The following is a 12,181-nucleotide window of genomic DNA, read 5'->3' on the forward strand; positions in this document are numbered from 1 at the left end:
AACTTAGATTCCGAGATTCGCGCGCTGCACAGGCATTCCGGGCAGCGCAAACCGTCCGGCCAGCTGGCGGAAGGCGACGGAGGCATTTGCCAGCGGGAAGGCATCGATCACCGAGCGGCCCAGATGCGCCGCCCGCTTCAGGTGGTCGTCGGCCGGCACCGATCCCAGCGAATGCAGCTTGACGGCAAGGTAGCGGTTGGCAGCCAGCGCCATGTTGCGAAACACCTGCTGCGCCTCCTTGTCCGATGTGCCGGTGACGAGGATGCCGAAGGGCCTGCGGCCGAGCCTGCCGTTCAGACGCTTGATGAGGGAGTAGGCGGCGGTGATGGACTGCGGATTGTTCGCGACTTGCACCACGATTTCACCCTCGGCAACCGAAGGAAGCGCAAAGGCGTCCTGCCGGTCGAGTTCCGCATCCACGATCAGGATGTCGGCGCGTACGGCCAGCGCGGAAAATGCCGTCTCCACCCGGCGCTGCTCCTGCGGATCATCCGCGCCGGCACGCGGGCCGCGCGAGACCGTGACCACGCCGAAACCCTGCGACATCGGCTGGATTGCTTCATCGAGGGCGCGCTCCTGGCGCGCCACCTGCAGCAGTGTCGCACCGCGCACCATGTCCATCCGCGAAGCGATGCCTTGCGTTTCCATGCAGGCGTCCACCAGCAGCACATCGCTGCCCGAACGGGCGAGCGATGCCCCGAGATTCACCAGCATGGCCGCCTTTTCCTCGCCGGAAGTCGCGGACAGGATGGTGAACACGCGCGGCTTGGGGCCGGCGACCATGCGCCGCAAACCTTCGGCCTGGTCGAAATCGAAACTAGCCAAGGCTCACCTCGCGCAGCGACTTGTCATTCATGGTGCGCGCCGTGTTGGCGATCACCACGGGCAATTCATCTTCCTGGAAGCGGAACGGCGCGGTTTCGCGCTTGAGCTTGAAGGCACGGTCGATCAGGTAATGGCGGTTGGCCAGGTGCAGGTCTTCCGGCACGCGCTGGCCGTTCGCGACGTAATACAGGTTCAGTTTCTGACGGATCACGACATCGAGCGCGCTGCCGATGGTAGCGGCTTCATCGAGCTTGGTGATGATGGCGCCGGCCAGGCCGTCGCCCTGATAGGCGCGCACCACTTCATTCAACGTCTCGCCAGTGGAGGTCGCGGAGAGGCACAGGAGGCGCTTGACCTTCGTTCCGGCGCCCTGCAGCATCGCGACCTGCTCGGCCACCATCCTGTCGCGCTGGCCGACGCCGACGGTGTCGATCAGGACCGTGTGCTTGTTTTTCAGTTCGTCGAGGGCGATACGCAGGTCGGTTTCGTCCTTCACCGAATGCACCATCACGCCGAGGATCTTGCCGTAGATGCGCAACTGCTCATAGCCGCCGATACGGTAGCCGTCGGTGGTAATCAGTGCCAGCTTGCCCGCGCCGTGGCGCATCACGCAACGCGCCGCCAGCTTGGCGGTGGTGGTGGTCTTGCCGACGCCTGTCGGGCCGACCAGGGCATACACACCGCCCTTGTCGAGGATCTCGTTCTCGTTCTCCATCACGCCGATGTTGCGCGACAACACCGACTTGACCCACTTGATGCTGTTTTCCGGCTTCTCGTTGGCAGGCAGTTTTTCCAGCAGGTAGCGCGCCAGGCTGGCGGAGAATCCGGCGGCGAGCATCTCGCGCAGGATCACTGCCTTGAACGGCTCGCGTTTCTGCTGCGTCCCCCAGGCGATCTCGGCGAGCTGCGACTCCAGCATCCCGCGCATGGAGCGGATCTCGCCCATCATGGCGTTAAGTTCCTGCAGCGAGATTTCCCTTTCCCTCGCCTGTACTGCATCGAACTTTTCAGCCTGGGCCGCTGCCGGCACGTTGTGAACGCGTTCGGGAGCAAATAGGTTCGGTGCCGTTTTCGGCAGCGCTTCCTTCTCGACCGCGGGCTCGGCGAGCGAGGACACGTCGTCGCCGGCCAGCGCCAGGATTTCGACTGCGCCGTTGACGGTGCGGTTGGACAGGATGACGGCATCCGGGCCGAGCGCCTCGCGCACCAGGCGCCATGCCTCGCGCGAAGTGTTCGCGGTGAATTTCTTGACATTCATGCTTGGCCTCCAACTAGGCTGGTAACTCTAATCGTCTTGGAATCGGGCAGTTCTGCATGCGACAGAACCTTCAATTGGGGAATCGTCCGGCGCAGGAAGCGCGAGAGCAAGGCACGCAGGGGCGCCGGCACCACCAGCACCGGCGTCAGGCCGAGCTGCTCCTGATGGCGCGCCGCCTTTTCCGCCTGCATAGCGAGCGTGTCCGCGAGTCCGGGTTCGATGCCTGCGCCATCAGGCCCGCCGTTCTGCAGGGCTTGCATCAGCAGGCGTTCGAGCCGGTTGTCGAGGGTCATCACCGACAGCTCGTTCGCGGACGGGAAAATCTGCTGCACGATGGCGCGTCCCAGAGCCACGCGCACCTGCGCCGTCAGCTCATGCGGATCCTGCACTTGCGGCGCATGCTCGGCGATGGTCTCGATGATGGTGCGCATGTCGCGGATATGCACGCCTTCCGACAGCAGGTTCTGCAAGACCTTCTGCAAGGTGCCGAGCTGGATAGCCTTCGGCACCAGGTCTTCGACCAGTTTCGGCGATTCCTTGGCGAGGTGGTCGAGCAGTTGCTGCACTTCCTGGCGGCCGAGCAGTTCTGCCGCATGGGTGGTGATCAGGTGGTTCAGATGGGTCGCGACGACCGTGCCGGCATCCACGACGGTGTAACCCATGGCCTGCGCCTGGTCGCGCATGCCGGTGTCAACCCAGACTGCCGGCAGGCCGAACGCGGGATCGGTGGTAGCCGGACCGGGCAAGGCGCCGCTCACCATGCCGGGATTGATCGCGAGGAACTGGCCGACCTGCGCCTCGCCGCTGCCGACTTCGACGCCTTTGAGCGTGATGCGGTAGGCGCTCGGCTTGAGTTCCAGGTTGTCGCGGATGTGTACCGGCGGCGACAGGAAGCCGACTTCCTGCGCAAACTTCTTGCGGATGCCCTTGATCCGCCGCAGCAGTTCGCCGCCCTGCCCCTTGTCCACCAGCGGAATGAGGCGATAGCCGACTTCCAGCCCGAGCGTGTCGACCGGCACGATGTCCTGCCAGGTCGCTTCTTCCATTTCCGGAGCGGCCACTGCCGCTTCCGGCGTGGCTGCCTCGCTCGCCGGCGTCTGGGCACGCTGTGCCAGCAGGTAGGCGGCACCGGCCAGGATCGCGGCCAGCAGGATGAAGGCGACGTGCGGCATGCCGGGAATCAGGCCCATGCCACCGATGATGCCGGCGGTAATGTAGAGCACCTGCGGCTTGGCGAACAGCTGCCCGAGCAGCTGACCGCCAATGTCCTGATCGCTCGCCACGCGAGATACCACGACGCCGGCCGCCGTGGAGATGATCAATGAAGGAATCTGCGCCACCAGGCCGTCGCCGATAGCCAGCAGGGTGTAGTTCTTCAGAGCACCCGAGAAATCCAGGTCGTGCTGCAACATGCCGACGATGAGACCGCCGACGATATTGATGAGGGTGACCATGATGCCGGCCACTGCATCGCCGCGCACATATTTGGAGGCACCGTCCATCGCGCCGTAGAACTCGGCTTCCTGCGCCACCTCGGTACGGCGGCGGCGCGCCTCCTGCTCGCCAATCAGGCCGGCGTTCAGGTCGGCGTCGATGGCCATCTGCTTGCCCGGCATCGCATCGAGGGCGAAGCGCGCGCCGACCTCGGCGATGCGGCCGGCACCCTTGGTGACGACCGTGAAGTTGATGATGGTCAGGATCACGAACACCACGATACCGACGGTGTAATTGCCGCCGATCAGGAAGTGGCCGAAAGCTTCGATCACCTTGCCTGCCGCGTCCGCACCGGTGTGGCCTTCGGTGAGCACGACGCGGGTGGAAGCCACGTTGAGCGACAGGCGCAGCATGGTAGATACCAGCAGGACCGTCGGGAACACCATGAAATCCAGCGGCTTGACGGTGTACAGGCTGGTAAGCAGCACGATGACCGAAAGCGCGATGTTGAAGCTGAAGAGGATGTCGAGCACGAAGGCCGGCAGCGGCAGCACCATCATGGCCAGCATCATGACGATCAGGATGGGCGCAGCCAGTGCCTTGCCGGACGGGCCGGCCAGCCATGCGGGAATCTTCACGCTGTTCATCGCGCAGCTCCGGATTCAGCCGATGCCGCAGCGTTGAGCGGATCGAGTTGCGGCGGCACGTCGAGCTGGCGCGGTGCTTCCGGGCGCATGCCGCCATGCTTGTTATAGGCGCGCAGCTGGAATACATAGGCGAGCACTTCGGCCACCGCGGTGTACAGCGTCGGCGGGATCTCGTCGCCCAGTTCGGTATGCTTGTAGAGTGCGCGCGCCAGCGGCGGCGCTTCCAGCAGCGGCACCTTGTTCTCGGCGGCGATCTCGCGGATCTTTGCCGCCAGCTCGTCTGCGCCCTTGGCCACCACTTTCGGTGCGCGCATGGCGCCGTCGGTGTACTTGAGCGCCACTGCAAAGTGCGTCGGGTTCGTTACCACAACGTCGGCGTTCGGGATCTCGGCCATCATGCGGCGCCGCGCCATTTCGCGCTGCAGCGAGCGGATCTTGGCCTTGATATGCGGATCGCCTTCGGATTCCTTGGCTTCCTGTCGCAACTCCTCGCGCGTCATCTTCAGCTTGTTGGCGTAATGCCAGAGCTGGTACGGCGCATCGATGACTGCGATGAGAACGAGCCCCCCGGCCATCGCAATGAAGCTGGTCCACAGCAGCGATGCGAGGTGCGCGCCGCCGGACTGAAGCGGCTCCACGCTCAGCATCAGCATGGATTCGAACTTGTTCGATACGACGACCCAGGCGATGCTGCCGACCACGACGGCCTTGATGATGGCCTTCGCCAGTTCGATGCCGGCGCGCGCAGAGATCATGTTGCCCAATCCGTTCATCGGGTTCAGGCGATCGAATCTGGGCATCAGCGCCTTGGTGCTGAACAGCCAGCCGCCGATCAGCATCGGGGAAACCAGTGCCGTCAGGATCAGGAGCACGGCGAGCGGCAGGAATGCCAGCAGCACATCGCCGATTGCGGCGGCCAGATGGGTAAGCAGCAGGCTCGGGTCGAAAGCGAGTTCGCGATCGAAGGACAGGCCGGAAGACAGCAGCCGGTTCAGGTGCCGGACCACGCTCTCGCCGGAAAACCAGAGACCGCCTCCTGCCGCCAGCAGCATGGTGCACGTAGCCAGCTCCCGCGAACGGGGGACGTCGCCCTCTTCGCGTGCCTGGTCCAGCCGCCGCTGCGACGCTGGTTCTGTCTTTTCGAGATCGCTTCCTTCGGCCATCGCCGACTCCTGTCAGGGGCAAGGCTCGCGTCCGGTACGACGCAATACGCCCAATCAGGATGGATTATTGGCCAGCTGGAGGAAGGAGTATCGGCGGAATAGCCGCCGAAAGTCCCCGCTATTCGCGGGGACGTCCGGTTTTCGGTTTACGGCAGCAAGTGCCGGGAACTTTAGAGCTTGATGCTCTGGACCCAGGCCAGCGCCGCCAGATGCGCCTGGTTGACCTGGCCCGTACCAATGCAGAGGGAAGTCGCCATGGCTTCCACTTCCGGGCTGTTCAGCTCGCATGCCTCGGCAAGCGCCAGGAAGGGACCGTAGATGCCTTCGCGTGCCAGGAGGGCATGCGTGACTTCTTCCGGAAGCTGGATTTTCTCCAGCACATCTTCCATCGGCACGCCGAGCAGCCGGTCCAGCAGGGAAAACATGCCGGCGACGAACAGATTGTCCGCTTCGGTCTTGGGCAGGAATTCGCGGCCGAGCAGTTCCGAGAAACGGCCACGGATCACCGCATTCTGCAGCAGCACGGGCGAGTAGCCGGTGGTGCTGGCGCTCGCCAGCAGCAGCGACAGCCAGCGGTACAGCGGCGAATAGCCGAGCAGCGAAACGGCGTGCTTGAGCGACTGGATTTCGCATCCGAGACCGAAGCCGGCCGAGTTGATGTACCGCAGCAGCTTGTAGGAAAGCGCGGCGTCGCGCTTGAAGATCGATTCGAGCTGGCGGATGTCGGCATTCTTCCGCACCAGGTCCATCAGCTGCAAAATCATGGTTTGCGCCGGGTTCAATCCCTTGGAAACCGTTCCCTGGCGCGGCGACAGGTGCAACTGCCCCACGAAGGCATCGATACCGCGCCCAGCGCAGGCATCGAACTCTTGCCAGTTGCCCGCCTGACGGGCAGCCAGGCGCAGCGAGGACAGGCCGAGGGCACGATGGTGCTCCACCTGCGCACTGAAATCCGTGGCCGACGCCCCGATCTCGAAGTGGGTAACGGAAGCCAGTATTGCCTTGTCGATGCTGGCGAGGTCGCCGCCCCGCAGGGAAATCCCGTATCCCCTGCCCCGCAGTTCCCGGATCGCCTCCAGGGCATCCGCATCCACATCCGGTGCCCGCAAGGCAAGTACGGTGCCCTGCGCCGGCAATGCGGCAACCGCATCGCTCATCAGCAGTTGCGGAAGTACTTCCAGAAACAGCACCTGGTCGCCCAGCAATGTGCCGGACGGCCCGACGGTGAGATGTTCGGCAACGCAATTCAGCAGCTGCTCGACGTCCGCCTCGCTTGGCGCGGCACTGCCGGTGTGCTGCCACTTCACTTCGTAGCCCAGCACCCGCTCTTCAGGGTTGAGCAACGGTTCCCGAACAATGAAACCCAGGTCTTGCATAGTCAATCCGCGATTTATTCTTACGTTTGCTGCAAATGCCGGTTCTGGCAATCATGGCAAGGCCATATGCCGGCCCTGCATCGTATACGAAAAGGCTGCTGGCCTTAACCTGCCGTCCCGAGCTTTTCGAAAATCTTGGTCAGCTTTTCATCCAGCGTCGCTGCGGTGAAAGGCTTGACCACATAGCCGTTTGCGCCCGCTTGCGCGGCGGCGATGATGTTTTCCTTCTTGGCCTCGGCTGTCACCATCAGGACAGGAAGCTTGGACAACGCGGCATCGGCCCGGATGTTCTGCAGCATGGTCAGGCCGTCCATGACCGGCATGTTCCAGTCGGAGATGACGAAGTCGAACTGCTCGCTCTTCAGCTTCGACAGCGCCATTGCGCCGTCTTCCGCCTCGTCGACATTGGAATATCCCAGTTCCTTGAGCAGGTTGCGCACGATGCGGCGCATCGTCGAAAAATCGTCTACAACCAGGAATTTAGTATTCGGATCCGCCATGAATTGCTCCAGTGATTCTATAAACCGTTATCAGCTTTAACGGCAGCTGACATGCAAACTTGAATGTTGAATGGCCAATTTTTTTGCTCGCTATTATGCACGCACTCCCGTAGGCATAGACCCCTCGCCTGGCAAATTGACGCGAATTTCGCACATGCGCGCACGTCAGCGACACCAATATTTATCTTCTGATAATCACTACACCCGCAGCGCGCGGCTGCTGTTCGCCGCCAGATGTTCGAGCACCATGCCGGGCAATGCGTTCAATGCGCCGACTTCATGCACCGCGCCGACCGCGATCGCTTCGCGCGGCATGCCGAAGACCACGCAGCTCGCCTCGTCCTGGGCGAAATTCTGCGCGCCCGCGGCCTTCATCTCCAGCATTCCCGCTGCGCCGTCCTTTCCCATGCCGGTCAGAATCACGCCGACCGCATTCTTGCCCGCGCATTTCGCGGCCGAGCCGAATAGGACATCGACCGACGGACGGTGCCGGTTCACCGGCGGCCCCTGGTCGAGCTGGGTAATGTAGTTTGCACCGCTGCGCGCGAGAAGAAGATGGGAATGCCCCGGCGCGATGAATGCGTGCCCCGGCAGCACCCGCTCTCCGCCCGCGGCCTCGCTGACGGAAATCTTGCACAGGCTGTTCAGGCGCTGGGCGAAGGAACGGGTGAAACCCTCCGGCATATGCTGGGTGATCAGGATGCCCGGGCAATCGGATGGCATCTGCATCAGGAATTCCCTGATCGCTTCCGTGCCGCCAGTCGACGCGCCGATAATGATCAGCTTTTCGCTACTGGTCAGAGGATTGCGGATCTGGGGCAGCACGCCGTGGCCGGCTGCTGCGGAACCCGCTTGCGCTATCGTGCGCGCCCTGACCCTTGCCTTCGCCGCCGCCCGTATCTTGTCGGTGATCAGCTCGGTGTACTCGCGCATCCCGCTTGCTATCGACAGCTTGGGCTTGGTCACGAAATCGACCGCGCCGAGTTCGAGCGCACGCAGCGTGATCTCCGAGCCGAGCTCGGTCAGCGACGACACCATCACCACCGGCATCGGCCGCAGCCGCATCAACTTCTCGAGGAAATCCAGACCATCCATCTTCGGCATTTCCACGTCGAGCGTGAGCACGTCCGGGTTGGTTTTCTTGATCAGCTCGCGCGCAACGATCGGGTCGGGAGCGGCACCGACCACTTCCATGTCGGGTTGCTTGCCGATGATTTCGGTCATGACGCTGCGGATCAGCGCCGAGTCGTCGACGATCAAAACCTTTATCTTCATCGTAGGTATTTCCCGTATTCTTTTCTTCTTGCCGCCAGCTGTCGATCAAAACAATTCGACCGCACCCGCCACCGGCGTGGCGCTGAGCTGGTTCGCATAATCCTGCTCCCGGTTCACCAGCGTATTGTTGTTGAGCTGCTTGAGTTTCTTGACCAGCACCTTTCCGCTGCGCGGGAAGAAATACACCTTGCGCGGATAGATGTCGTTCAGGTCTTCGGCCAGGATGCGAATATTCTCGGCGCGCAGGTACTCGCGCACGAACTGGGCATTGCGCGCACCCACGTTCATTGCCACGAAGCCGCGCAGCACATTGCCGCCGCCGAACACCTTGGCCTCCAGATTCTCGCGGCGCGCGCCGGCCTTCAGCAAATCATTGATCAGGATTTCCATGGCATAGGTCCCGTAGCGCATGGATGCCGAAACCGGGCTGTCCCCGTCCGGCCCGCTGTCCGGCAGCATGAAATGGTTCATTCCGCCGATGCCGGTCACCCGGTCGCGTATGCAGGCGGATACGCATGACCCGAGCACCGTCACGATCAGCATGTCCTTGCAGGTGTGGTAATACTCGCCCGGCAGGATTTTCGCCGCGTCGCAGTCGAACGTCCGGTCGTAGTAGACGTTCGTGGCGAAATGCTTCTCTAATACATAGCTCATGGTTTATTTTTCGGGCGGGTGCTGCGCGGGCCGAGACGCCGCGGCATACTGCGGCGCGAGCTGGTAAACCGTCTTGCCTTTCAGCCTGAATGCATCGGACACATAGGAAAAGTTTTCCGAATGCCCGGCAAACAGGAGCCCATCCGGCTTCATCAGAGGCACGAAACGCTCGAGTATCCTGGCCTGGGTCGGCTTGTCGAAGTAGATCATGACATTGCGGCAGAAGATTGCGTCGAACGGCCCGCGTACCGGCCATTGGCCGGACAGCAGGTTAAGCTGCCTGAAACTGATCATGTCCCGCAGCTCCGGCCGCACCTTGGCATATCCTTCGTGCCTGCCCTTGCCTTTCAGGAAAAAGCGCCGCGCCCGTTCGGGCGCCAGCTTGTCCAGCCGCTCCATCGGATAAACGCCGGCCTCCGCTGTCGCCAGCACATTGGTATCGATGTCTGTGGCGATCACTTGCGCAGGCGGCGTCAGGGTATTGAATGCCTCGCACAGGGTCATGGCGATCGAATACGGCTCTTCACCGGTTGAACTTGCGGCGCACCAGATGTGGATCGGTTCCCTCCGTTGCCGCACATGCCCGGCCAGAATGGGAAAATGATGCTCCTCCCGAAAGAAGGATGTGAGGTTCGTGGTCAGGGCATTGGTGAATGCTTCCCACTCTGCATCTTCGCCGCGCTGCTCCAGCTGGTCGAGATACTCCTGGAACGAACGCAGGCCGGTCGCCCGCAGCCGGCGGGCAATCCGGCTGTACACCATTTCCCGCTTGCTGTCGGCAAGCGCGATGCCAGCCCGCTGGTATATCAATCCGCGAACACGCTCGAAATCCCGAGTGGTGAACTCGAATTCCTTGGATGTATCCAGCACAATTTTCAAACCTGATTCCGCCACAACCCGCTTTTCCTGTTTCTACCGATCGGCCCATGCCCTCGGCCCTCGCATTCGCGCCACATCGACATGAATGCCGATCTGGCTTGGGCCGCATGAGGCATGTTCGGCTTGCGTGGTTCCCATTCCGGCGACTTGGGAACCGGCAGGCCTTTGCCTTCTCAGCATCTTTCTCTATCGGCACCGGCTGACAAAACTTGAGTTCCGAAGAGGGCTTTTATCGCAGTCACCGCAATTTCGGCACCTTCCGAAGGCATTATGGGCTTGGATCTGCGAGACCGATCGCCTGAACAGACCCCTCTTATCCTGCCATTTACGACAAAAGGCGCGCCGCTTTCACAGCACGCCTTTTTCTCAGGGCACCTGTTCTGCCCGTTTCATGTCTTTCGGCTCTCCGGAAGCGGCGGGAGAAACGAAGCGGTATCGGCTTTCGCCGCTAAAACTCTTCCCAGCCCTCCGTGCTTGCGCGCGTGGCTGCAGCAGATTGATCCATCCGGCCCAGCTTGGCCCTTCCGGCGGCATGAAGGGCCGATCCGGAAGCAAGCTGCGGCGCCTGCCTTCCAACAGCGGGCAAGCCCAAAGGCGCATCGTGCTGCGAAGCATGTTCGCGCGCCTTGAGCTTGAATATCGCAACCGCGCGCGCAAGAATCTCCGCCTGCTCCTGCATGCTGCGCGCAGTGGCGGCAGCCTGCTCTACCAGCGCGGCGTTCTGCTGGGTAATTTCATCCATCTGGGTAATGGCCTGGTTGACCTGCTCGATGCCGCTGCTCTGTTCCTGGCTGGCGGCTGTGATTTCACCCATGATGTCGGCTACGTGCCTGATGGAATTGACGATCTCGTCCATGGTCTTGCCGGCTTCATCGACCAGTTTGCTGCCGGCATTGACCTTGTCCACGGAATCATCGATCAGCGACTTGATTTCCTTGGCGGCCCCATGCGAGCGCTGTGCCAGATTCCGGACTTCCGCGGCCACCACCGCAAAGCCTTTACCCTGCTCGCCGGCGCGCGCCGCTTCCACCGCTGCATTCAGCGCGAGGATATTGGTCTGGAAGGCGATACCATCGATCACGCCGATGATGTCGACCACCTTGCGCGAGCTTTCCCTGATCGAACCCATGGTATCGACAACCTGGCTGACCACCTGCCCACCCCGTGTCGCGATATCCGATGCCGAAGCCGCAAGCTGGTTTGCCTGTCGCGCATTCTCCGCATTCTGGCGCACGGTGGAAGTCAGTTCTTCCATGGAAGACGCTGTTTCTTCGAGCGAGCTTGCCTGCGCCTCGGTACGCGTCGACAGATCGGCATTGCCGCTTGCGATCTCGCGCGAGGCCTGGCTGATCGTGTCGGTTCCCGTACGCACGTTCCCCACCACTTCATCCAGGCTCTGGTTCATCCGGCGCAGCGCGTCCAGCAACTGGCCGATTTCATCGGATGTCCTGCTTTCTATGCGCGAAGTCAGGTCTCCCTCAGCGACGCGGTGCGCGACCCTGACCGCATGCCGCAATGGTCCGGTAATGCTGCGCGTGATCGTCCATGCCAGCCCGCCGCCGATGACAGTTGCGACCGCACCGAGCGCAAACAGAAGCAGGGTCAGACGGGTGTCGTCGGCGACCGACCCGGCCAGGAGCTCTCGGGATGCGACGTGCTGCATCTCGACCAGCTTGTCCATGTCCGCCATGATCTTCTGGCTGATGGGATTGATCTGTTCATTGATGACTCTTGCCGCTCCTTCGGTGCTGAGCATCAGGCCGAGATTGATGGCTTCCTTGACGGGCCCTTCCATTTCCGCATCCAGCCGGGAGATGTCAGCCAGGATAGTTTTTTCGGCGTCGCTCAGAGGAAGCTGCGACAGCTTGTTCTTCGCATCCGTGTATGCCTGGCTCTGGGCCTTGACCTTCGCGGCTTCGCTTTCCATTCCGCCAAGATCCGACTGCAGGCCGATGTTGCGCATGGCCATGCCGCCCTGGAGCGAAGCGCTTTTCATCGTCGCAACCAGCAGGGATTTCTCGCTGGCGGCCTCCAGGCCTTCGACGAGCTTCCGCTTGTTCTGCGTGTTGAGCACGGTGCAGATCACCACCACCAGGGCGAGGATCGCCAGGATGATGCCGAAGGCGCCGCCAAGCCGCACGCCAATACGTAAATTACGCAGTTTCATGCT

10 protein-coding genes are annotated in these 12,181 nt (G+C 62.2%); all 10 read right to left on the reverse strand.

All coding sequences use genetic code 11. The features are described 5' to 3' along the window. Positions 1-3 precede the first annotated feature (3 nt). Positions 4-825: a MinD/ParA family ATP-binding protein gene (locus tag HGHM_RS09025; protein ID WP_019141201.1), complete on the reverse strand. Its 822-nt coding sequence runs from the start codon at positions 823-825 to the stop codon at positions 4-6. Beyond that, positions 818-2,083: a flagellar biosynthesis protein FlhF gene (gene flhF, locus HGHM_RS09030; protein ID WP_019141202.1), complete on the reverse strand. Its 1,266-nt coding sequence runs from the start codon at positions 2,081-2,083 to the stop codon at positions 818-820. Before flhF ends, HGHM_RS09025 begins: the two co-directional genes overlap by 8 nt. Continuing rightward, positions 2,080-4,164, reverse strand: coding sequence for a flagellar biosynthesis protein FlhA (gene flhA, locus HGHM_RS09035; protein ID WP_019141203.1), 2,085 nt, complete (start codon positions 4,162-4,164; stop codon positions 2,080-2,082). The genes flhF and flhA overlap by 4 nt, the downstream gene beginning before the upstream one ends. Further along, entirely contained in the window at positions 4,161-5,327 is a 1,167-nt protein-coding gene (flhB, locus tag HGHM_RS09040; RefSeq protein WP_019141204.1) for a flagellar biosynthesis protein FlhB, read from the reverse strand. Before flhB ends, flhA begins: the two co-directional genes overlap by 4 nt. A gap of 170 nt (positions 5,328-5,497) precedes the next feature. Then, entirely contained in the window at positions 5,498-6,703 is a 1,206-nt protein-coding gene (locus HGHM_RS09045; protein WP_019141205.1) for an EAL and HDOD domain-containing protein, read from the reverse strand. Between the two features lie 104 nt (positions 6,704-6,807). After that, the gene (gene cheY, locus HGHM_RS09050; RefSeq protein WP_019141206.1) at positions 6,808-7,203 is read right to left on the reverse strand and encodes a chemotaxis response regulator CheY; all 396 of its coding nucleotides are present in this window, start codon (positions 7,201-7,203) and stop codon (positions 6,808-6,810) included. Positions 7,204-7,401: 198 nt separating this feature from the next. Continuing rightward, positions 7,402-8,478 (reverse strand): protein-glutamate methylesterase/protein-glutamine glutaminase, encoded by a 1,077-nt coding sequence (locus tag HGHM_RS09055; RefSeq protein WP_019141207.1) that lies wholly within the window; start codon positions 8,476-8,478, stop codon positions 7,402-7,404. Positions 8,479-8,523: 45 nt separating this feature from the next. Continuing rightward, the gene (cheD, locus tag HGHM_RS09060) at positions 8,524-9,132 is read right to left on the reverse strand and encodes a chemoreceptor glutamine deamidase CheD (RefSeq protein WP_019141208.1); all 609 of its coding nucleotides are present in this window, start codon (positions 9,130-9,132) and stop codon (positions 8,524-8,526) included. A gap of 3 nt (positions 9,133-9,135) precedes the next feature. Further along, positions 9,136-10,011 (reverse strand): CheR family methyltransferase, encoded by an 876-nt coding sequence (locus tag HGHM_RS09065; protein WP_034348920.1) that lies wholly within the window; start codon positions 10,009-10,011, stop codon positions 9,136-9,138. Between the two features lie 448 nt (positions 10,012-10,459). Next, a complete protein-coding gene (locus HGHM_RS09070; RefSeq protein WP_026075846.1) occupies positions 10,460-12,178 on the reverse strand; it encodes a methyl-accepting chemotaxis protein in 1,719 nt (572 codons plus the stop codon). Between the last annotated feature and the right edge of the window lie 3 nt (positions 12,179-12,181).

Origin of the sequence: Noviherbaspirillum massiliense JC206, from assembly GCF_000312045.1 — a bacterium.
GTDB lineage: Bacteria > Pseudomonadota > Gammaproteobacteria > Burkholderiales > Burkholderiaceae_D > Noviherbaspirillum > Noviherbaspirillum massiliense.